Below are 22,206 nucleotides of genomic sequence, written 5' to 3' on the forward strand. Positions count from 1 at the left end.
CGCCCCGATGGACGCACCCTGCACCTCACTCGATCAGGTTCGCCAACGTATCGACCAGATCGACCGCGAACTGGTGACGTTGCTCGCCAAACGGGGTGGCCTGGTTACCCAGGCCGCCCGTTTCAAGAAGACCACCGATGACGTGCGCGCACCGGCGCGGGTGGAGCAGGTGATCAGCAAAGTGAGGGGATTGGCCGAGCAGACCGGCGCTTCGCCGGCGGTGGTCGAACAGGTTTATCGCGCCATGATCGCGGCCTTCATCAATGAAGAGCTGCACACCCATGCCGCGTTGCAGGCAGACACCCGCACGCGTTGAGTACGCCGCTCCACGGCGCTTGAACTTTAATTTGCAGGGCTTCCTCGAACGTTCAGACCCTCATAACTCTGACCAGCGAGGCGGCCCATGTCGCTCATTCATCCCCAGGCGCACTACACACCTTATCGCTCGGCCGCTGGCGGCTGGGGCTCGGCCAGGTCGGTCATGGCCATCCTCTGGCGCGAGCAGGTCCTGGCCACCGCGCCCCGCGCGCTGCTCAAGCAGAACAAGCCCAAGGGCTTCGCTTGCGTGAGCTGTGCGTGGGCCAAGCCGGGCGATCCCCATGGCCTTGAAATCTGCGAGAACGGCGTCAAGGCCACGGCCTGGGAACTGACTCGCCACCGCACCGGCCCGGCGTTCTTCGAGGCCCATACGCTGACGGAACTGCGCACCTGGAGTGACCACGCGCTCGAACAGCACGGCCGCTTGACCCACCCGCTGCGCTACGATGCCGCCAGCGACCGCTATCAGGTCACCACCTGGGAGCACGCCTACCGCGAGATCGGCGCGCAGTTGCGTCTGCTCGATCCGCAGCAGGTGGTCTTCTACGCCTCAGGACGGGCGTCCCTGGAAGCCTCCTTCATGTATCAACTGTTCGCCCGCGCCTATGGCACCAACAACTTGCCGGACAGCTCGAACATGTGCCACGAGAGCACCTCGGTCGGCTTGCAGGAGAGCATCGGCGTGCCGGTCGGCACCGTGACCCTGGCCGACTTCGAGCACACCGACTGCATCTTCTTCTTCGGCCAGAATGTGGGCAGCAACGCGCCGCGCATGCTCCATCCGCTACAGGCGGCGCGCAAGCGGCAGATCCCGATCATTACCTTCAATCCGCTGCGCGAGCGCGGCCTGGAACGTTTCGTCAATCCGCAGTCGCCACGCGAGATGATCGGTCCCGAGTCCACGGTGATCAGCACGCAGTATCACCAGGTGAAGATCGGCGGCGACCTGGCGGCCGTGACCGGCATCATCAAGGCGCTGCTGGCCATGGAGCGCGAAGCCCTGGCTAGTGGTCGCGTGTCGGTACTCGACCATGCCTTCATCCGCGAACACACCCAGGGCTTCGATAGCCTTTGCCAGGCAGTGGATGGCTATAGCTGGGAAACCCTCGAGCGCCGTTCAGGCCTGGGACGCGCTGCATTGGAGGCAGCTGCCACGGTGTATGCCCGCAGCGAAAAGGTGATGGTGGTCTATGGCATGGGCATGACCCAGCACCGGCATGGGGTGGAAAACGTGCAGATGTTGGTCAACCTCCTGCTAATGCGCGGCAACTTCGGCAAACCCGGTGCTGGAATCTGCCCGGTCCGCGGACACTCCAACGTGCAAGGTCAGCGCACGGTGGGCATCACCGAAGACCCTGCCAAAGTGCCGGCCGACACATTGCGCGCGTTATTCGGCATCGAGGTGCCGCCGAACAAAGGCCTGGCGACGGTGGACACCTGCGAGGCGATTCTCGACGGGAGGGTCAAGGGGTTCATCGGCCTGGGCGGCAACTTCCTCAGGGCGATCCCCGACTCCCCGCGTCTGGAGCGGGCCTGGTCCGACCTAGCCCTCGATGTCCAGGTGGCGACCAAACTCAACCGAACCCATCTGGTACCCGGCACCAGCACCTGGTTGCTGCCGTGCCTGGGGCACATCGAGATCGATCGCCAGGACGGCGTGGTGCAGGCCTATAGCACCGAGGACAGCACCGGCTGCGTGCGTGGCTGGTTGGGCACCCACGAGCCGGCCGGCGAGCAGTTGCGCTCGGAAGTGGCGATCATCGCCGGCCTGGCCAGCGGTACGCTGGGCGATAACTCCCGTGTTCCCTGGTCTGCCTGGCGACAGGACTACGCGCTGATTCGCAGCGCGATCGGCCAGGTGTACCCGGAGATCTTCCACGACATGGAGTCGCGGATGTGGCGGACCGGTGGCTTCCACCGCCCTGTTGCGGTCAACCAGCGACAATGGCCCACCGAGTCGGGCAAGGCACAATTCGTTGCGCCGGGGCGGCTCAATCCTGACGACGACGTGCTCGATGAGCCGATGCCGCGTGATGTGTTGCAATTGATGACGCTGCGCAGCAACGATCAATTCAACACCACCGTCTACGGCTACGACGACCGTTTTCGCGGTGTGCATGGCACCCGCAGCGTGGTGTTCCTCAACCGCAGCGATCTGGTTCGCCTGGGGTTTGCGGCAGGGGATTGGGTCATGCTGCGCACCGCCGTGGAACCGGAGGTGGTGCGTGAGGCAGGGCCCCTGCAGATCATCGGCTACGACATTCCCGAAGGCTGCGCGGCCGCTTACTACCCCGAATGCAACCCGTTGGTGCCGCTCTGGCATCATGCCGAGCGCAGCAAGGTGCCGGCGGCCAAGTCGGTGCCGGTCACGCTGCATCGGGCGCAGCCTTCAGCGGCGCAGCTGGCTCGGGCGGTGCCGGCGCGGGATCAGGTGCGCTGAGGGATCAGCGCAGGTACGCCTTGGCGAAATGCCGTTCGAGTCGCGCCTGGATCAGCTCCAGCAGGATCGACAGCACCCAGTAGATCACGGCGGCGGTGGTGAGCATCTCCAGGTAGCGATAACTCGAGCGGCCATAGGACTGGGCCAGGAACATCACCTCCCAGACGCCCATCACCGAGATCAGCGACGAGTCCTTGAGCATGGAAATGAACTGGTTCGCGGTCGGCGGAATGATGACTCGCATGGCCTGGGGCAGGACGATATGGCTGAAGATCTGCCGGCTGCGCATGCCCAGCGCCAGGGCCGCCTCGCGCTGGCCACGGGCGACACCCAGGATACCGGCGCGGAAAATTTCGCTTAGATAAGCGCCGTAGTTCAGCGACAGGGCGATGATGCCGGCACTGATGGCGCCGGGCACCAGCCCCAGTTGCGGCAAGCCCAGATAGATCAGCAGGATCTGGATCAACAGCGGCGTGCCGCGGAAGAACGACGTGTAGAAACTGGCGATGCCCACCAGCACGGCACTGCCCGACAGCCGGGCCAGTGCGGCGGCGAAGCCTAGCAGTACCGAGATCAGCATCGAGCACAGGCACAGGAACAGCGTCAGGGCAGCGCCTTGCAGGAAGCCGTTGGGTCCGAGCTTGAAACCGGCGAGGTTGGGAAACTTCTCCAGAATGATCGAGAACTTCAGGTCGAAGCTCAGGAAAAAGCCGATGAACAGTACGAACAGCGCCAGCCATGTCAGGTACAGGCGAGCGCGAAAGCCCAGCAAGGGTCTTGAAGCAAAACGTTCGGCGTTCATTTGCTGATATCGGCACCGATCCACTTCTGCGACAGTTTGGTCAGCGTGCCGTCGGCTTTGAGCTCGGCGAACACCTGACGCACCTTGGCATCCCATTCGGGATCGCCTTTTTCGATGGCTACAGCGTTCGGTTCTTCATACAGCGGCGCGCCGGCCAGTTTGAAGCGCTTGTCCTGGTTCAATCGCGGCTGGGCAGTCACCAGATTGGTGAGAATGGCATCCAGGCGCACGCCGGCACCCAGGCCCAGGTCCTGGAAGGCGACGTTGTCGGTGTCGTAGGGGGCGATCTGGACGAAGTCGAACGGATAGCTGATCTTGCGGCCTTCGTCGCCTTCGATCACCAGGTTCTTGTTCAGGTAGCTTTCATAGCTCGACGCGCTGGTCAGGCCGACCTTGCGGCCGTCCAGGTCCTTGGCGCCGTGGATACGGTCGTCCTGGGCATTGACCACGATCACCGCAGGGGAGGCGTAATACTCGACGGGGAAGTCGAAGACTTCGGCGCGCGCCTTGCTGGGGGTCATGGAGCAGATGCAGATGTCGTAGCGCCCGCTCCAGCGACCGGCGGCAATCACGTCCCACGACGGCGTTTCCAGGCGCAGCTTGACGCCCAGCCGCTCAGCGACGGCCTTGGCCACGTCGACGTCGAAACCATCCAGCTGGTTCTGCTCGTTCAGGAAAGAAAACGGCGGGTAGCTCTCCATCAGCACGTTGACCAGTTCCTTGCGAGATTCGACCCGCTCCAGCGTGGCGCCGGCAAGCGCGTGAGTGGCGGTGGCGAGCAGCACGAGGCCCGCGCCGAGCAAGGCAGGAAAACGCATGTAAGTACCTGAAAGGTTGGCGGAAAGTGAATTCGGATATTTAATAGGTATAAATCCGACGTTCATAATGAATTTTCTTCATAAGAACCTGCAGAGGCGTTATATGAAACAACGTGACATGGTGATTCTTGACGGGGGCATGGGACGGGAATTGCAACGCAGCGGCGCACCGTTCCGCCAGCCGGAGTGGTCGGCGCTCGCCCTCAGCGAGGCTCCCGAAGCGGTAGTCGGCGTGCATGCCGCGTTCATCGAGGCCGGGGCGCGGGTGATCACGAGCAACAGCTATGCGGTGGTGCCCTTCCACATCGGTGAGGCGCGGTTTGCCGAAGAAGGTCAGCACCTGGCCGACATCGCCGGGCAACTGGCGCGCCAGGCCGCCAGGGCCAGTGCGCATCCTGTGCAGGTGGCCGGGTCGTTGCCGCCGCTGTTCGGTTCGTACCGGCCGGACCTGTTCCAGCCTGAGCGCGTCGCCGAGGTCCTCACCCCGCTGGTTCAGGGCTTGGCTGCGCATGTAGACGTCTGGCTGGCCGAGACGCAGAGCGCCATTGCCGAAGTGCGCGCCATCCATGCCCATCTGCCCAAGGACGGCAAGCCGTTCTGGGTGTCGTTCACCCTCCAGGACGAAGAGGTCGACCCGATCCCACGCCTGCGTTCCGGCGAGCCGGTGAGCGAGGCGGTGGCGGCGGCAGCCGAACTCGGCGTGGCGGCCGTGCTGTTCAACTGCAGCCAGCCCGAGGTCATCGGTGCCGCGATCGACGCCGCGCGTGCGGTAATCGAAGCGCGCCAGGCCGACATCGCCATCGGCGCCTATGCCAATGCCTTCCCGCCCCAGCCGAAAGAGGCCACCGCCAACGACGGTCTGGATGAGCTGCGCGACGACCTGGACCCGCCGGGTTACCTGAAGTGGGCCCAGGACTGGCGTGAGCGCGGGGCGAGCATGATCGGCGGCTGCTGCGGCATCGGTCCGCAACACATCGCCGAGCTCGCCCAGCACCTGCGTTGACCGGCTGGCGGACTTAGAAGTCGAAGGTGACCCCGGCGTACAGCGCGCGCCCGTCGCCTGGCGAATGCAGCGAAGCCTGCGCGCCATCGGGGTCGTACCAGACGTATGCGTAGTAGCGGTTGGCGAGGTTCTTCAACTGCAGGTCGACGCTGACCGACTCGCTCAGTCGGTAGCTTGCGCTCAGGTTCATCAGCACGAAGCTGCCGTAACGGCCCTGGGTGTTTTCGCGTTCCAGGTAATAGCGCGACTGGCCGTTCATCCAGGCACCCAGTTGCAATGCTGGCGAGGCCTGATAGCGGACTCCGGCATTCCACACGTGATGGGGGACATGATCGATCTCCTGTCCTCGGCTTGCCGGCAAGGCGGCGCTGGGCTCCAGGATGCGCGAGTACTGCCAGGTATAGGCCAGCCACCACTCGGTGCGCTCGTCCGGGTGCAGGTTCATTTGCAGGTCATAGCCCCAGCGCCGGGTTTCGCCGACGTTGTCGGACTCGCCACTGGGATCGTTCAGGCGCCGGCTGACTTCGCCACTGGCCTCCTGGCGCCAGTAAGCCAGGCGACCGTCCAGCCAGCGCGTGGGGTTGAAGGTGATGCCTGTCTCCCAGCCTTCGTTGATCGAGGGCGCCAGGTCCTGGTGGCTTGGCGGGATCTTGTACGCCGCCGCGCCGGTGCCGACCTGGAAGGTACGACCCCAGTTCGCGTACAGGCCCGCCACGTCCCATCGCGTCCAGGCGATGCTGAGTTTCGGCTGGCGGATCAGGCCGTAGTCGTTGATCGGCGCCTGCTGTCCATTGGCGCGGTTGTCGAAGTGACCACTGAGCGTGTCGACCCGATAGGCCGGAACGATCTTCAGCGAGGCGACCGGCTCGATCTCGGCCTGCACATAAGCGCCGAGCGTGTCGAAATCGAACTGCTGGTCGCGGGTACGGACCTGGCGGGTTCGGTCGAGGGTGCGATAGCGCTGGCTGCGATTTTCCTGGCGGTTTACGTCGCTGCCGCCTTCCAGGGCAAAGCCGTGCAGGCCCTGAACCTCGGGCCGCCAGGTGAGCGAGGTGAGGGCACCGTACTGGGTTTCGTTCGCGTAGCGCTCCTGCTGTGCGCTGGTGCGCCAGTACTGCGTCCAGCGCCGGTCGTCGAAGGTGTTGAGGTAGACCTTGGTGGACCAGGCGAGGTCGTCGGTGAGGTCGGTGTCCAGATGCAGGCTCAGTTGGTTGATGCGCCGCGTGCCTTGGTCGGTCGCATTGAAGGCATTGCTGTGGCGTGGATCGTGGCGGGCGTCGTCTGCGCTGAGGTAACCGGCCTCCTGGGCGGTGCTCTGGTAGTGACGTGCAATCAGCCCTGCGCGGTAGCGGCCGTCCTCCGGCGTGTAGAACCATTTGCCGGAAAACGTATAGCGCTCGGTGTCGGCGTGATCCCGGTATCCGCCGACCTGTTGGCGGGCGAAGAAGTAGTTCTGAGTCCAGTTCGTGCCTTCGATGCCTTTGGCCAGTTGCACTTCACGGGTGTCGAAACTGCCATAGCGCAGCCGCGCCTGGTTGTATTCACCCCCGGTGCGGGTGTTGATCGAAACGTTGCCGGCGATGTTGTTCAGTCCATAACGCGGGTCCTGGGTGCCACGCACCACCTGGATGTTGTCGATGTCCAGCGGGAACACCGCATCGATGAAGGGCATGTTGCCGTCGTTGGTGTTGCTGGGGATGCCATCGATCAGCAACTTCACGGCGTTGACTTCGCCCTCGCCATTGAAGCCGCGCATCGACAGCTTCCCCGAGGTGGTGCCCTGGTTGAATTCGGTCAGCAGCACGCCCGGCGCGCGCCTGAACAATTCCCAGGCGTAGGCGACGGGCAGGGTGTCTAGCGTGTCGGCGCGCAGCACATCGACCGAACCGATCAGCGCGGCGCTGGACTGTGGGCCGGTTTCGCGGCCTGAGACGCTGACAGCGCCCAAGGTCAGGGGGGAGTCGCGGGAGGGATCGTCTCGGCTTCGGCCTGGGCGGCCGGAGCGAGGGTGCAGGTGAGGGCAAGCGCGGGCAGGGCGGCGCGTGCGGCATGGCGTGACGCAGTCATGGAAAGCGGTTCCTGGCAGGACAGTCGTGTGCGTGCGCGAAGCAGTGCGCAGCGCGGTGCTCTAGGGACGAGTCTTCAAGCCAGAGGAGAGGCGCGCGGTGTGAGGGCGGGTCGTTGCTCGCGCGGGACTGGCCGGTCAGGCGCCGGGCTGAGGAGCAGGACGTCGGGCCAGAAGCGCGGGATCAGATGTCTGAAATAGGTCGAGGCCAAGGCGGCCTGGCCCGCGTGGCCGCAGCAGCAATCGCCGGGCGCAGGCGTGCTGTCGAGCTGATCGGACAACTCGGCCTGGTCGAGCTTGAGTTGCGCCAGCACCGACTTGGGCAGGTTCTGCACACCATGCAGGCTGCAGAAACTGCCCAGCAGCAATGATGAATCGACTGCAGGAGGCCGTAGCGCGCGGTCGAGCGGCATCGCCAGCAGGTTGAACAGTACGACGAGGCAGGCAAGCAGCAGCAGGGGCATGTGACGCGTGGTGAGCATTGGCCATCCTTGAGCGGGACGGCGCTATTAAGCCGCAGATGGGTGAGTCTGTAAAAGCTTTAGGGCGCGCCCATTTGCCGCAGCTTGGCCTCCGACCTGAATCGGTAGCCCACGGCCCTGACCGTGCTCGGCACTTGCATGACCCCTGCGGCTTCGAGCTTGCGCCGCAAATTATGGACATGCGTGTCGATCACGCGGCTCTGGGCATTGCTGTCGGGCATGCTCGACGCCAGCAGCTCTTCGCGGGTGAAAGCTTTGTAGGGGGTTTTCAGCAGTGCAGTCAGCACGCCCAGTTCGGTCCGAGTCAGACTCAGCAGGATCGAGTCGCCGTCGGCAGTGCGCACGCCACCGACCAGGGCGTCGAGGTCCACCCAGACGCCGTCGCATTCGAGGACGCTTCGCGACGCCTGTGCTGGCCAAGCACGGCGCAGTACAGCCTGAATGCGCGCCGTGACCTCTCTTGGGTTATAGGGTTTGGGAATGTAATCGTCCGCCCCTTGGCGCAGTACGCCGATTTTTTCCGTGACGTCGGCCGCGGCGGTGAGGACGATGACGGGCGTCACGCAGGTTTGACGCAGTTCGAAGAGAAATCGATGTATGTCTCTTCCTGGCAAGGTGATATCCAGCAGGACCAGCGCTGGATCGAGATGGCGAAATAGGGCTTGGCCTGGAATGCCGTCGTGTACGACCGTGGTTTCGAAACCTTCCCTTTTCAGATAGGTCGTCAGCACGCCTGCCCCCTCGAAGCGGTCTTCAATGATGAGGATTCGTCGATGATTCAAAAGCACCTCGGGTGACAAATCGCGCACAGTCCACCGTGAACAACAGGGCGAGCGCTGCATGGAAATCAGGCGTTTTACGCAAGATGCCCGATCAACGCCCGCTGACTTTTCTTCAGATCACTAGGCCGAAAGCGACTCCGACAGACGTCCATCATCTGAGGTTGCACACGAGCGTCCACGGCCAATGGGGAAGTAGGTGATACCGTGCCTGTGCATCCGCTCGGGATCGAAGAGATTTCTGCCGTCGATGATGACCGGTGCGTTCAAGCGGTCTTTGATCGCCTCGAAATCCGGGGCCTTGAACTGTTGCCACTCCGTGCAGATAACCAAGGCGTCCGCCCCCGTCAGCGCCGCCTCGGGCGTGCCCATCAACGACAGGCGCGCATCGTGGCCGTAGGCGCGTTGGGTTTCCAGCATCGCCTCTGGATCGTAGGCATTGACCCGCGCTCCGTGAGCCCACAGCGATTCCATGAGTACTCGGCTGGGCGCATCACGAATGTCATCGGTGTTGGGCTTGAACGCCAGTCCCCAGAGCGCGAAGACCTTGCCGGTGAGGTCGCCGCCGAAGTAGCTCTTGATGCGTTCGAACAACTTGCTTTTTTGCCGCCCATTGATCGCTTCCACAGCCTCCAGCAGGTCGCTGGGGCATTGAACCTGCTGCGCGCTGTTGATGAGCGCGCGCATGTCCTTGGGAAAGCATGAGCCGCCGTAGCCGCAGCCTGGGTAGATAAAGTGGTAGCCAATTCGGGGATCTGCCCCCATGCCCAAACGCACCGACTCAATGTCGGCGCCCACGTGTTCGGCAAGTTCGGCGAGCTGGTTGATGAAGCTGATCTTGGTGGCCAGCATGCCATTAGCTGCGTATTTGGTCAGTTCGGCGCTGCGCAGCGTCATGAACAGCATGCGGTCATGGTTGCGATTGAATGGCTCGTAGAGTTCGCGCATCACCTGACGCACCGCTTCGCTCTCGGTCCCGATGACGATCCGGTCGGGTCGGCGACAATCAGCCAGTGCCGCACCCTCCTTGAGAAACTCCGGGTTCGAGGCAATTTCGAACTCCAGTGAGCGCCCCGCATCGTCGAGTCGCCGGCGAATGTGCTGGCGCAGGCGATCACCGGTACCCACCGGCACCGTGGATTTTTCCACGATGATGACCGGTGCTGAGCGGTGAAGGCTGATCTGATCCGCCACCGCGAAGACTGCCCCCAGATCTGCCGCACCGTCTGCCCCCGGGGGCGTGCCGACCGCGATGAATTGCACATGCCCATGCTCCGCAGCCAGACATGAGTCGCTGGTGAACCGCAATCGTCCGCTGTCCAGACCTTCGCGCAGCAGTGCCTCGAGCCCTGGCTCGAAGATCGTCGCCACGCCCCGCGACAGTGCGTCCACCTTGATCTGATCGATGTCCATGCACACGACATCATGACCGACTTCCGCCAGCACACTGGACTGCACCAAACCGACGTAGCCGCTTCCATAGACCGTGATTTTCATTGACTCTCCTTGCAACACTGGACAGGGCAGTCGCGGCTCGCACCGCAGGTATTCATTAGCCATACGCCGGCCACGACCAGGCCCACACCCACTGTCTTGATGGCCGAGAAATGGGTGTCGAAAAAGGGCAGGCTCGCCGCCAGGATGTAGACCAGCGCGTAGCTAAGGCCAAGCAGGCCGTAGGCCCTGCCCAGAGGCAGGTGGCTTAGGGCCAGTAACCAGAAGCCGAGTGAAATCACGTAGGCCATCACACCGCCTGCCACACAGGCCAGTGCACCCATGGGCCACGTGCCCCAGGCCCAGTCAGAGAACGCTGGCAGACGGGTCATGCCCCAGTGCATGGCCAACTGCGCAGCACTGACCAACAGGACGCTGGTCCAGGCAGCGGCCAGACCTCTGCGGCAGCTCATGACAGCCCCCCCAGCATCAGTACGCCAGTTGCGATCAGGGCTATGCCTGCCAGACTTCGGCCTTGCAGGATTTCGCCGAACAGGTAGCGTCCAGCAAGCGCCACCAGTACGAAGTTCAGGCTCAGCATGGGATAGGCGACGCCGACATCCATGTGCCGAAGCACCCCCAACCAGCAGCCCAGGCCCAGGACAAGACTGATCGATGCCAACCACGGCCAGGGACAACCCAGAATGGCCCACCCCGAATTGCCGCCGGCCAACGCCGCCCAGCGCTGGGCCGTGAACTTCTGCGCGATCTGTCCGCAGCAGATCAGCAGCGAGGTAGCGAGTAGCAGCAGGGTGATCATTGGCTCTGCTCGAGAATGATGAGGGAGAGGTGCCCCGATGCGTACCGTTCGCCGCCAGGAAGCTGGGGCAGATGGCGACCAGAACCGTCCTTGCTTCTCAACACGATGGCCACCGATCCGGTTTTTCGCGCTTCCTGCAACCACGCCTGGAAGGCGTCAGGCGCGACGCTGCGATGACGGTGTTCTGGGTATGACAAACCGTATTTCAGTTCGCCTTTGGTGTCGTAGAGGGTGACCTCGGGCCTTTTCGTACGCCACGCCAAAGCCGAGGCGGCGCCCAAGTCATTGCTGACCAGATGCGTTACGTTTGCCAGTTCTGGCAGATACGCGGCAATGAACGTATCAGGCGTCTTGTTGTTCACCACACGTGCGGGCATCGCCGCTGGCAGGATCGCGATCAGCGTCCAGAGGCCCAGCAGCGGGGTGTACCACAAGCGGATGGGCTTGATCGCCTGGGCCAGACCACACAGCCCCCACACGACGATGACGATGACTGCCAGCCACAACACCAGAGGTTCATCGACATAGACCGGCTGTTTCCACTGCACAACTGCCAGGCCGCCGCTAGCAATCACGGCGATGCTGAGATTGATCCAGCCGTTGAAGCGAAGCGCTGCACCTTCGTACTCGCTCAGGCGCCGGTCGATGGCACGGGCCATCATCAGCGCCAGGGGCATCAGGCACGGCATGATGTAGGTCGGCAGCTTGCCACGGCTCAGGCTGAAGAACAGGAACGGTAACACCAGCCAGAGCGCCAGGAAGACCATGTCGGCGGATGAGCGCTCGCGCCACGCTTGTTTGAGGCTGATCGGGAGCAGGCCGGCCCAGGGCAGGGTGGCCGCGAGCATGAGGGGCAGATAGAACCACCAAGGCCGCAGGTGCTGGGCGTCTTCGGCAGCGAAGCGTCGAATGTGCTCATGCCAGAAGAAGAAACTCCAGTAATCCGCCTCCCTGGCATGCACGCTCAACGCCCAGGGTGCGCACACGAACAGCGCCACCAGCACTGCGAGCGGCCCAAACTTCAGCAGTAGCTTGAAGCACTTGCGAGACACGGCGTAGGGCACGGCGATCAGCACCGGCAACAGCAAAGCGAGGAACCCCTTGGTCAGGAACCCCATACCGCAGGCCAGTCCAAGCACGGCCCACAGCCCGAGTCGCCGTCGGGTCGTTGAGGCGTTCAACGCGCCCCACAGTGCAGCGAGGCTGAAATTGACCCACCAGGTGAACTGAGGATCCAGGTTGCTATAACCGGCCTGGCCGGCAATCAGCCCGAAGCTCGCATAGAACGCCGCCGCCAGCCAGCTGGTACGGCGGTTGTGCCAGATGTGCTGGGCCAGTTGGAAAATCAGCAGGGTGCTCAGGGCTGTGGCGAGTAGCGATGCGATGCGTACTCCGACAAGGTTCTCGCCGAAGACCGCTTGTCCTGCGGCGATCATCCAGTAACCCGCTATGGGCTTTTCGAAATAGCGCAGGCCCATGAAATGCGGGGAAACCCAATCACCGCTGAGCAGTATTTCCTGGCCGATTTGCGCGTAGCGCGTTTCGTCCGGGATCCATAGACCGTGGTTGCTTAGTGGCAGGGCATAGAACAGGACGAAGATCAGGGCGATCAGTGACCACTGTTGAACGCGACTCATGTGTGACGAACCCCCACCCAACCTTCGCGGCCCGCTACTGCCCCGCGTATGACATGGGCGGTCGGTAGGCGATGGACATCCTCTGGCAGCAACGCCCCCAGGGGCTTGAAATCGATGTCGCGCCAGGCCGCGCGTTTGAGCAACTGTTCGAATCCACCGGCCATGCTCCGGCCTTCCACTTCGGCATGTACGGTGTAGACGCCATAGTGGCTGGCAGTGAGACGCTCAAGGATGAGCTCGTTGAAGCTGTTCATGGATAATCCAGGCCTGGCCATTTCATCGAAGGTCGGTACGTTCACGGGAATCTGCGGGGTGCCTGGGCACTCGTCGGACAGCAGCGGGAGGAAAATTCCGCCGCCGCGGCAGTCGCTGTTGTAACGAAAGCCAAGCGCCTGCTTGGCTGAAAGGATTAACGTGTCGGCCCGCCAGCCGGGCGCTGCCGAGCAGGTGACCGATTGGCCAATGATGTCTTCCAGGCATTCCTTGCCCTGACGCACCTGATCGATCAGAACCCGATCCGACCAACGGCCGGCGTGGGCCTGCCAGGCATAGTGATCCCAGGCGTGCAGGCCGATCTCATGGCCAGCCTCCTGGGCGCGTCGCATGATCGGCGCGAGTTCGCGGCCTATCGACTTCCCAGGCCATGCCGTGCCGGCCAGGAGCATGTCCCATCCATAGAGGCTGGCGGCCTTCGAGCGCAGCATTTTGCGCAGGAACGCCGGGCGAGCCAGTCGCCAGACATGTCGCCCCATGTTGTCGGGGCCCACGCTGAAAAAGAACGTGGCCTTCACCGCAGCGGCGTCTAACAGATCGAGCAGCGCGGGCACGCCTTCGCGCGTGCCGGTGAAGGTATCCACATCGACTCGCAATCCCACCGGACTCATCGGCTTCTCCCGCGTTCGAGGAGCGCTTCGTTGAGGAAGAAGTCCAGGGTCTTGGCGATGGTCTGCTCCAGATCGACGGTCGGCTGCCAGTGCAGCAAGCGGCGTGCATTGGCGATGCGCGGTTTGCGGTGGCTGACGTCCTGGTAGCCGTCGCCGTAGAACGTGCGGTTCTCCACCCACTGGAACCCGGCGAAGGGGGGAACTCGCCGCGTAGCGGGTGCGCATCGAACTGGCGCAGCAAGGCTTCGCCCAACTCGCGAACGCTAACCTCGTTGTCAGGATTGCCGATATTGATGATCTGCCCGTCGCAGCAACCGTCTGCGTTGTCGATGATGCGCGCCAGGGCTTCGATGCCGTCGGCGACATCGGTGAAGCAGCGCTTTTGCTCACCACCGTCGACCAGACGTATGGGCGTGCCTTCCACCAAGTGCAGAATCAGTTGGGTGATCGCCCGCGAGCTGCCGATGCGCGCCGAGTCCAGGCGATCCAGGCGCGGGCCTACCCAGTTGAACGGACGGAACAAAGTAAAACGCAGGCCTTGTTTGCCGTAGGCCCAGATGACCCGGTCCAGCAGTTGCTTGGAAGCCGAGTAGATCCAGCGCTGTTTGTTGATGGGGCCTACGACCAGGTTCGACCTGTCCTCGTCGAACTCCGGATCCTGGCACATGCCATAGACTTCCGAGGTGGAGGGGAATATCACGCGTTTTCCGTACTTCACGCAGTAGCGAATGATCTTCAGGTTTTCTTCGAAGTCCAGTTCGAACACGCGCAACGGATTGCGGGTGTACTCGATGGGGGTGGCGATGGCGACAAGCGGTAGCACGATGTCGCACTTCTTGACGTGGTACTCGATCCATTCGCTGTGGATGCTGATGTCGCCCTCGACGAAGTGGAACTGTGGGTTGCCCTTCAACCGTTCGATGGCATCCGAGCCAATGTCCATGCCATGGATTTCGTAGTTGCCGTCACTCAACAGTCGCTCGGACAGGTGGTTGCCGATGAAGCCATTGACGCCGAGGATCAGTACCCGCGTCGGGCGTTTTGCCGGCGGGTGTGCCGCACTCAGCGACGCCCCCTCAACCAGGCCCAGGTCACGGGCCAGGCCGGCACCGCAAAGGTACAGGCCATGGTCGCCGCGTTGGGCATGACGCACTACCAGTGAATCTTCTCCACAGGCGATGCGCAACGGGTCGGCGCACAGCACGGTGCCGGGGGGCTGCCCGAGATTGCCCGGGATGACGTCGGCGTCCCAGATCAGCAATTTGTGCTCACCGCTCTTGCAATGGGCCCCGGGGTAAGGATGGGTGACTGCGCGGATCAGGTCGTAGAGCCTTTTGGCCGGGCGCTGCCAGTCGAGCAGGCCATCGGCGGCTGTACGGCGGCCGTAGTAGCTGGCCTGGGTTTCATCCTGCAGCACCTCTGCAAGGCCACCGGCCGCTAGTAGTGGTAGCTTTTCGCGCAGCAAGCCGATGGTTGCTGCGCGCAGTTTCTGTTGAAGCCTCAGACCAGTATCGGTCTCGGCGATGGCTACCGGAACTTGAGCAAGGATCGGCCCAGCATCGGCGCGTCCGACCATTCGGTGCAGGGTGACGCCGGTCTGCGTCTCGCCGTTGATAATGGCCCAGTTTGCCGGTGCTCTGCCTCGGTAGCGTGGCAGCAGGGACCCGTGCAGGTTGAATGCGCCGCGCTTGGCGCAGGCGAGGATACACTCGCCCAAGAGCTGCCGGTAATAGAAGGAAAACAGGAAGTCCGGCTCAAGTTCGCGGATGCGTTGCACCCACAGGGGGTGATTGACGTCTTCGGGGGCGTAAACCGGTATGCCACGCTCAGCACACAGACGCGCCACTGAGCCGAAGAATATCCGCTCCTGCGGCTGGTCATGGTGGGTGAAGACCGCCGTAATGTCGTAACCGGCTTCGAGAAGGGATTCGATACCGGTGCAACCGATATCGTGATAGGCAAAGACAACGACTTTGACGTTCATGTCGTCAGGATTCTCTGGTAGAAGTAAGCGGATTGGCAGACGGCGTCGGCGCCGGGGGCGAGGCAGGACTGGCTCTGACGACCTGTTCGATCAGAAACCGTGGGCGCGCCCTGACGTCGCTGTACAGGCGGCCCAGGTATTCGCCCAGCAGTCCCATGCCCAGCAACTGGACGCCGCTGAACATGAACAACACGGCGAACAACACGAACAGACCGTTACCGGCCCAGGCCGCGCCAAACGTCAGGCGCAACAGCACCAGGGCGCAGGCCAGCACGAAGCCAGCACTGGCCATGACTGCACCGCACAGACTTAACAGGCGCAGCGGCATGTTGGTCATGCAGGTGAGCAGATCGAACATGAGGTTGAGCAGGCCCATCGGGCTGTACTTGGACTCGCCATGCTCACGCTCGGCATGGGCGACGCGTATTTCGCAGGTGTGGCGGGCGAAGCTGTTGGCCAGCACGGGAATGAAGGTGCTGCGTTCCTGGCACTTGAGCATGGCGTCGACAATCGGCCGACGGTAGGCGCGCAGCATGCAGCCATAGTCGTGCATGGCCACCCCGGTGGCGCTCTTGACCGCTCGATTGACAAGCCGCGAGGGCCAGCGTCGCCATGCTGAGTCCTGGCGGCGCTCGCGGACCGAGCCGACCACGTCATAGCCACAGGCGGCTTGTTCGACCAGCCGTGGAATTTCCTCAGGTGGATTCTGCAGGTCGGCATCCAGGGTGATGATCAGGTCCCCGGCAGACTGCTCGAAGCCTGCGAAAATCGCCGCATGCTGGCCATAGTTTCGGTTCAGCAGTACGGCCACCACCGGGCTGCCATTGGCCGAGGCTGCTTCTTGCATGATCGTCGAAGACTGATCGCGACTGCCGTCATCCACCAGGATGAGTTCGAACGGTTGCGATAGCTGACTGCAGGCAGCCAACGTTCGGCTCAACAGTTGGGGCAGGCTCGCTTCTTCGTTGAACACCGGAATCACGATCGAGATGAGTTCGAATGCAGCCGGCTTCATGTTCTTGCCTCCAGACTGTATTCGATGGCTGAAACCACGCGGTCCACATCACTGTCCTGCATGTCGGGAAACAGGGGGATCGTGCACAGTCGCGAAGCATTCCACTCACTCTCCGGCAGTCGAACATCCGGGTAGGCCTGGCGGTAGTAGGGGTGCAGGTGTGCAGGAATGAAGTGGATGCCGCAGCCAATACCCTGGTGCTTCATGGCCTCCATGAACGCGTCGCGAGTCAGACCACAGGCCTGCTCATCGATGCGCAGGATGAACAGGTGCCAGGCGTGGTGGATCGGGTAGGTCGGAACAGCCAGTGGCTTGACGGGCAGATCGGCCAGGCGAGCGGTGTACTGTTCGGCTAGCGCGTGGCGCCTGGCATTGAGTGCCTCCAACCGTTGCAACTGAACCAGCGCCATGGCCGCATTGATGTCCGCCAGGTTGTACTTGAAGCCTGGCTCGATGACCTGCGCCTGGGGACGCCGGCCTTGGCTCGAGCGATCGAACGCATCGACTTGCAGTCCATGGAATTTCAGGCGCCGCACGCGATCGGCCAACGCGTGGTCGTCGGTGACCAGCATGGCGCCTTCGGCGCAGGTCAGGTTCTTGATGGCGTGGAATGAAAAGATGGCGGTGCCGCTCGCGCCGATCCGAGCACCGCGATACTCGGTTCCCACCGCATGGGCAGCGTCTTCGATCAACGCAATGCCGTGCTGTTCTGCGAGGGCTCGCAGAGGTCGCAGGTCCAGTGCGGCTCCGGCGAAATGAACGGGTATGATTGCCCGCGTTCGCGGGGTAATGGCGGCCTGTACATGCAGTGCATCGCACATCAGGGTGTGCCGATCGACATCCACGAACACCGGCGTGGCGCCGATCAGTGAAATGATGTTGGCCGTCGAAACCCAGGTCAGCGAAGGCGTGATGACTTCATCCCCTGGGCCGATCCCCAGCGCCAGCAGCGTGACGTGCAATGCGCCGGTAGCACTGGACAGTGCAACTGCATGTTCGCCGCCCACGTACTCGGCGAAGCGCTGTTCGAGCTCCAGATTTTTCGACCCGCTGGTGATCCAGCCTGATCGCAGCACCTGTGCAACGGCGGTAATCTCTTGCTCGCCAATGCTCGGACGAGAAAAGGGTAGAAAATGCTCGGTCATGCAGACCTCGGTAGCCGACTTGAAGGCAAGGAACCCATTGGTTCCTCGAAGCGCCGGGATCCTAGCGAGGTCGCATCAAGGTTTTCTTCAAGCAGTCTGAACGAAGGCTGAACGAACGAAAGCTGAGGGGGTTAGCCGAGGGGCGGTGTGTGAGGTGCAAGGCCGAGCCGACGAACAGAGGCCCCTGACAGGCCGCCCTCGTTGGCCGGCACGCTTGCTTAGAAGTCGTACAGCTTCACGGGCGTATCGCGCAGGATCATCGTGCGCACGCGCTCATCCGGTGCCCATTGCAGCAACAGGTCCAGCAGTGCTGCATCGTCCGGCTTCTGCTCTGGCGCCAACGTCGGGTGTGGCCAGTCGCTGCCCCATACCAGGTGCTGGGGATAGCGCGCGATCAGCGTGCTGACGACCACGCCCACATCCTGGTAACCCGGCGCACCGACTGCCGAACGCAGGTAGGGCGCCGACAGCTTGACCCAGGTGCGCCCGGCGTCGAGCAGCCCTGTGAGCGCGGCGAAGGCCGTGGATTTCAGGCCCTCTGGCTGCGGTACGTGGCCCAGGTGATCGATCACCAGCTTGCTCGGTAGCTTGGCCAGGCGCGGTGCCACCTCCGGCAGCAGCGGCCCGGTAGCGACCTGGACGTTCCAGCCCAGTTCGTTCACACGGGCGGCCAGCGCTTCGATGCCTTCCAGGGCCTGGGTGCCGACGCTGAGGTTGAAGCGGATACCGCGAACGCCGGCTTTATGGAGGTGCTCAAGCTCGGCATCGGTGATGCTGCTGGCCAACACCGCGACCCCTCGCGCATCGCCCCGGCTGCGCAGCAGACCGTCGAGCATGACGCGGTTGTCCGTGCCGTAGGTCGAAGGGGTGACGATCACCATGCGACGTAGCCCGAGACGCTGCTGAAGCTGGCGATAGTCCTCCAGCGAAGCGTCCGGCGGCAGCAACGTGGCGCCAGCGGCGGCGGGAATACGGCTGTCGTACAAATGCATATGGCAGTCGACGCTGCCTTGAGGTGGCACCAGGCGAGCTGGCGCCTCGCCTTTGCTGAACGGCATCTTGGCCAACACTCCGGTGGAAGCGGCAGCGCCAAGGGCACTGGCCACCTGCAGAAAGTGGCGACGAGTAAGAGACATCGCAAACCTCGTTGTATTGTTGTAATGACAAGACGACGCCCACGTTCCTCGACGGAAGGTGGGCGTCGATGCGTACGGTGCAGAATTACTTGGCGCCGAGCGCCGCCGCCGCTTCGGCTTGCTCGAGCTGGCGTTTGCGACCGATCACCAACACCATGACACCGGCCAGGGTGCACAGCGCCGCCAGTGGCATCAGCGCCAGCGCGTAGCTGCTGGTGGCGTCGTGGATGGCGCCGTAGACATTCACCATCAGGCCGCCGCCAATGAGGTTGGCCATCGCGCCAACGGCCGCCAGGCCGGCGGCAGCGGTGGAGGAGGACAGCCAGCCGGATACCAGCGCCCAGAACGGCCCTTTCATCGAGTAGGCGCCCACCAGCACCATGGTCAGCATCACCACGGTGGCCGGCAACGACGAGGTGAACAGGGTCATCAGCAGGCCGGCCGCGATCAGCAACATAGTCATTGCCGTGTGCCAGCGACGTTCGCCCGTGCGGTCGGAGCTGCGACCCCAGACGATCATCAGCACCGAGGCGATGCCGTAGGGAATGGCGTTGACCAGGCCGATTTCCATCGACGTCAGGCCAAAGGTCTTGAGCAGTTGCGGGGCCCAGACGCTCATGGTACTGCCCGCAGCAGAGGCACCCGAGTAGATCAGCGCCAGCACCCAGATGTCCTTGTGGCGCAACAGCTTCCACAACGAAATATGGCCAATGGTGGTTTTCTTCGCCGCTTCCTCGGCCAGGCGCGTGGTCAGCCAGGCGCGTTGTTCGTCGCTCAGCCACTTGGCCTGCTCGGGGCGGTCGGTCAGCACGAACAGACAAGCGATGCCCAGCAGCACGGCGGGAATGCCTTCGAGAATGAACAGCCAGTGCCAGCCGCGCATGCCCATCCAGCCGTCCAGGCTCAGCAGCAGGCCGGAGAGCGGCGAGCCGATGAAGTTGGCGGCCGGAATGGCGACCATGAACAACGCCACCATTCGCGCACGGTAGGCCGAGGGCAACCAGTAGGTGAGATAGAGCAGGACGCCGGGGAAGAAGCCGGCCTCAGCGGCGCCGAGCAGGAAACGCATCACGTACAGCGAGTTGGCGCCCTGGACGAAGGCGGTACCGGCGGAGATCAGGCCCCAGGTGATCATGATGCGGGCGATCCAGATCCGCGCGCCGTAGCGCTGCATGGCCAGGTTGCTGGGCACTTCGACCAGGAAATAGGCGAAGAAGAACAGGCTGCTGGCGAAACCGAAGACCTTGGCGGACAGTTCCAGGTCCTGGTTCATCTGCAGCGAAGCCATGCCGATGTTGCCGCGGTCGATGATCGCGATCAGGTAGCAGACGATGAGAAACGGCAGCAGGCGCCAGGCGACGCGGCGCATGGTCGCGCGCTCGAGCTCACTGGGCTGTGAAGTCACTGAAATCATGGTGCTCTCCAATTGTTGTTTTTCTGGAGTGAGGCTTGGCCCTGGCACCTCCCGCACGGGCGATCGCGCGCCAGGGATGGATGATCAGTTGTCGAACAGGTGCCGGTTGACGACGCAACGTGGCTCCAGGGCCTTGCCTTCCCAGACGTCGAGGATCTGCTGGAGCGTCACCAGGCCGACGCGGTCGCGGGCCTCGGTGGTGTTGGCGCCCACGTGCGGCGTGGCGACCAACGTCGGCAGTCCCCACAGCGGGCTGTCGGCCGGTGGTGGTTCAGGGTTGAAGGTATCCAGGCCTGCGCCGCCGAGGCGTCGCTCACTCAAGGCACTGACCAGCGCTGGCGTGTCGACCAGTTCACCGCGTGCCGTGTTGATCAGGATGGCGCCGGGACGCATGCGCGCGATTTGCGCGGCGCCGATGAGGTTGTGGTTGGTCTCGGTCAGCGGGCAATGCAGGCTGACTACGTCGCTGTCGGCCAGCAGGCGATCGAAATCCTCTTCGCGCTCGACATGCTCGCGTGCCGGCAACTGCTTGAGGTAGGGGTCGTAGACCTTGACCTTCATGCGCAGCGGCGCCACCAGGTCCATGAGGATGCTGCCGATCGAGCCCAGGCCTATCAGGCCGAGCGTCTTGCCGCTGAGCTCGATGCCATTGGCCGAGGCTTTGTCCCAGTGCCCGTCGCGCAGTCGCGCATCGAGCAGGGCGGTCTGCCGGGCCACGCTGAACATCAGGGCAAAGGCGTGTTCGGCGACCGATTGGGCATTGGCACCCACCGCGATGGAGACCGGGATGCCGCGCTCGGCAGCAGCCTGGATGTCGATGGAGTTGTAGCCCACCCCGTGCTTGGCGATCACTTTGAGGTTGGCTGACGCATCGATCATGGCGCGGGTCAGGCTGCCCTGGCGCACGACGATGGCGTCGGGCTGTTCGGCGCGAATGATCGCCTCCAGCTCCTCGGCCGGCAAATAGGGCGTGGTCGGGATGATTCGGATGCCTTGGGCGGCGGCTAGGCGCATGGCCTCTTCGGCCAACGCTGGGCCGGTCAGCAGAATGGTGCGGGACATCATCGATACCTTGTTTTTGTAGGGGACGGTATGGCCGTACAGGTGCGGCATGGGTGAACACTACCATAATGAAATGGCGTTGCAACTATGCGCGTACCAACTGGCAATAAGGCTTTTCATCGAGTTCAAAAAGCCATTGATAATCCGTTAGCGAAATGACATTCTAAAAACCTAGTCGGCCGGGCCGATGAAATCGAATAACTCCAATAGAGGTAGGTCACATGAGCATTGGCTTCCAAGTGCTTGAACGCGCTCGTAAAGTGGGCGACGAATGGGTTGCTCGCTATCGCGAGGTACCGGTTGCGAACGTCAGCGACTCGATGAATCGCATGACAGCCGGCGGCGCCCGCCTGCGACCCATGCACCGCGAAGGCGTGCTGTGCGGCCCGGCGCTGACCGTCAAGGCCCGCCCAGGTGACAACCTCATGCTGCACTACGCGATCGATATCGCCGAGCCAGGCGATGTGATCGTGGTCGATGCCGGCGGCGACCTGACCAATGCCCTGATCGGCGAAATGATGGTGGCCTATGCGGTCAAGCGCGGCGTCGCCGGTATCGTCGTCAATGGCGCCATCCGCGATGCGGCCAACATTGGCGCGGGCCAATTACCGCTGTTTGCCGCTGGCGTTTCGCACCGCGGTCCCTATAAGGACGGCCCCGGCGAGATCAACGTGCCGATCGCCCTCGACGGTATGGTGATCCACCCCGGCGATCTGATGATCGGCGATGACGATGGTCTGCTGTGCGTGCCTTATGATGAGGTCGCTGAGGTCTACGCGCGTGCTACCGCCAAGCACAAGGCGGAAACGGCTCAAATGGAACACATTGCCCAAGGCACCAACGACCGCTCCTGGGTCCTGGAGTCCTTGAAGAAGAAAGGTTGCCTGCTGCCAGGCTGAACCCTGTCCACGGCGCGCCTTGTCCAGGGCGCGTCGCAGGCGACGGGCGATGCTGGCGGTGGGTCCGTC

The 22,206-nt window shown here is 63.1% G+C and carries 19 protein-coding genes and 1 pseudogene; 4 read left to right on the forward strand and 16 right to left on the reverse strand.

Annotation, left to right across the window (positions count from 1 at the left end; translation table 11 throughout):
- Positions 1-7: 7 nt before the first annotated feature.
- Together GKC70_RS11125 and GKC70_RS11130 are read left to right on the forward strand one after the other, a co-directional pair.
- Positions 8-316, forward strand: coding sequence for a chorismate mutase (locus GKC70_RS11125; protein WP_342651348.1), 309 nt, complete (start codon positions 8-10; stop codon positions 314-316).
- Between the two features lie 87 nt (positions 317-403).
- The gene (locus GKC70_RS11130) at positions 404-2,758 is read left to right on the forward strand and encodes an FdhF/YdeP family oxidoreductase (RefSeq protein ID WP_342651349.1); all 2,355 of its coding nucleotides are present in this window, start codon (positions 404-406) and stop codon (positions 2,756-2,758) included.
- A 4-nt stretch (positions 2,759-2,762) separates the two neighbouring features.
- Here GKC70_RS11130 and GKC70_RS11135 read toward each other — a convergent pair whose 3' ends face one another.
- Together GKC70_RS11135 and GKC70_RS11140 are read right to left on the reverse strand one after the other, a co-directional pair.
- Positions 2,763-3,560 carry an amino acid ABC transporter permease gene (locus GKC70_RS11135; protein ID WP_342651350.1) on the reverse strand — a complete coding sequence of 266 codons (798 nt, stop codon included), beginning with the start codon at positions 3,558-3,560 and terminating at the stop codon, positions 2,763-2,765.
- Positions 3,557-4,378 (reverse strand): ABC transporter substrate-binding protein, encoded by an 822-nt coding sequence (locus GKC70_RS11140; protein ID WP_342651351.1) that lies wholly within the window; start codon positions 4,376-4,378, stop codon positions 3,557-3,559. Before GKC70_RS11140 ends, GKC70_RS11135 begins: the two co-directional genes overlap by 4 nt.
- 118 nt (positions 4,379-4,496) lie before the next feature.
- Between GKC70_RS11140 and GKC70_RS11145 the strand changes: the two genes are divergently transcribed.
- Complete coding sequence (locus GKC70_RS11145) at positions 4,497-5,381, forward strand: homocysteine S-methyltransferase family protein (RefSeq protein WP_209435534.1); 885 nt, start codon at positions 4,497-4,499, stop codon at positions 5,379-5,381.
- A gap of 13 nt (positions 5,382-5,394) precedes the next feature.
- Here GKC70_RS11145 and GKC70_RS11150 read toward each other — a convergent pair whose 3' ends face one another.
- From GKC70_RS11150 to GKC70_RS11215, 14 genes and pseudogenes are all read right to left on the reverse strand, one after another.
- Complete coding sequence (locus GKC70_RS11150; RefSeq protein ID WP_342651352.1) at positions 5,395-7,329, reverse strand: TonB-dependent receptor; 1,935 nt, start codon at positions 7,327-7,329, stop codon at positions 5,395-5,397.
- A 194-nt stretch (positions 7,330-7,523) separates the two neighbouring features.
- A complete protein-coding gene (locus tag GKC70_RS11155; protein WP_342651353.1) occupies positions 7,524-7,928 on the reverse strand; it encodes a DUF2946 family protein in 405 nt (134 codons plus the stop codon).
- A gap of 59 nt (positions 7,929-7,987) precedes the next feature.
- Positions 7,988-8,737, reverse strand: a complete 750-nt coding sequence (locus GKC70_RS11160) for a response regulator transcription factor (RefSeq protein ID WP_342651354.1) — start codon at positions 8,735-8,737, stop codon at positions 7,988-7,990.
- Positions 8,738-8,830: 93 nt separating this feature from the next.
- The gene (locus GKC70_RS11165) at positions 8,831-10,204 is read right to left on the reverse strand and encodes a UDP-glucose 6-dehydrogenase (protein ID WP_342651355.1); all 1,374 of its coding nucleotides are present in this window, start codon (positions 10,202-10,204) and stop codon (positions 8,831-8,833) included.
- Complete coding sequence (gene arnF, locus GKC70_RS11170; RefSeq protein ID WP_342651356.1) at positions 10,201-10,614, reverse strand: 4-amino-4-deoxy-L-arabinose-phosphoundecaprenol flippase subunit ArnF; 414 nt, start codon at positions 10,612-10,614, stop codon at positions 10,201-10,203. Before arnF ends, GKC70_RS11165 begins: the two co-directional genes overlap by 4 nt.
- On the reverse strand, positions 10,611-10,961 hold the full coding sequence (locus GKC70_RS11175) for a 4-amino-4-deoxy-L-arabinose-phospho-UDP flippase (protein ID WP_342651357.1): 351 nt from the start codon (positions 10,959-10,961) through the stop codon (positions 10,611-10,613). Before GKC70_RS11175 ends, arnF begins: the two co-directional genes overlap by 4 nt.
- A complete protein-coding gene (gene arnT / locus GKC70_RS11180) occupies positions 10,958-12,598 on the reverse strand; it encodes a lipid IV(A) 4-amino-4-deoxy-L-arabinosyltransferase (RefSeq protein WP_342651358.1) in 1,641 nt (546 codons plus the stop codon). The genes GKC70_RS11175 and arnT overlap by 4 nt, the downstream gene beginning before the upstream one ends.
- Entirely contained in the window at positions 12,595-13,482 is an 888-nt protein-coding gene (gene arnD, locus GKC70_RS11185; protein ID WP_342651359.1) for a 4-deoxy-4-formamido-L-arabinose-phosphoundecaprenol deformylase, read from the reverse strand. Before arnD ends, arnT begins: the two co-directional genes overlap by 4 nt.
- Positions 13,479-15,466 (reverse strand): annotated as a pseudogene (gene arnA / locus GKC70_RS11190) (bifunctional UDP-4-amino-4-deoxy-L-arabinose formyltransferase/UDP-glucuronic acid oxidase ArnA). The gene arnD and the pseudogene arnA overlap by 4 nt, the downstream one beginning before the upstream one ends.
- A gap of 4 nt (positions 15,467-15,470) precedes the next feature.
- A complete protein-coding gene (locus GKC70_RS11195; protein ID WP_342651360.1) occupies positions 15,471-16,481 on the reverse strand; it encodes a glycosyltransferase in 1,011 nt (336 codons plus the stop codon).
- Positions 16,478-17,626 (reverse strand): UDP-4-amino-4-deoxy-L-arabinose aminotransferase, encoded by a 1,149-nt coding sequence (arnB, locus tag GKC70_RS11200; protein ID WP_342651361.1) that lies wholly within the window; start codon positions 17,624-17,626, stop codon positions 16,478-16,480. The genes GKC70_RS11195 and arnB overlap by 4 nt, the downstream gene beginning before the upstream one ends.
- Before the next feature lie 218 nt (positions 17,627-17,844).
- Positions 17,845-18,762 carry an amidohydrolase family protein gene (locus tag GKC70_RS11205; RefSeq protein ID WP_342651362.1) on the reverse strand — a complete coding sequence of 306 codons (918 nt, stop codon included), beginning with the start codon at positions 18,760-18,762 and terminating at the stop codon, positions 17,845-17,847.
- Between the two features lie 85 nt (positions 18,763-18,847).
- Positions 18,848-20,176, reverse strand: a complete 1,329-nt coding sequence (locus GKC70_RS11210) for an MFS transporter (protein WP_342651363.1) — start codon at positions 20,174-20,176, stop codon at positions 18,848-18,850.
- 84 nt (positions 20,177-20,260) lie between these two features.
- On the reverse strand, positions 20,261-21,238 hold the full coding sequence (locus tag GKC70_RS11215; protein ID WP_342651364.1) for a hydroxyacid dehydrogenase: 978 nt from the start codon (positions 21,236-21,238) through the stop codon (positions 20,261-20,263).
- Positions 21,239-21,459: 221 nt separating this feature from the next.
- On the opposite strand from GKC70_RS11215, the gene GKC70_RS11220 reads away from it, so the two are divergent.
- Positions 21,460-22,137, forward strand: a complete 678-nt coding sequence (locus GKC70_RS11220; RefSeq protein WP_342651365.1) for an RraA family protein — start codon at positions 21,460-21,462, stop codon at positions 22,135-22,137.
- Positions 22,138-22,206: the final 69 nt, after the last annotated feature.

Origin of the sequence: Pseudomonas sp. REB1044 (assembly GCF_038813925.1) — a bacterium.
In the GTDB taxonomy this organism is placed as follows: Bacteria; Pseudomonadota; Gammaproteobacteria; order Pseudomonadales; family Pseudomonadaceae; genus Aquipseudomonas; species Aquipseudomonas boreofloridensis.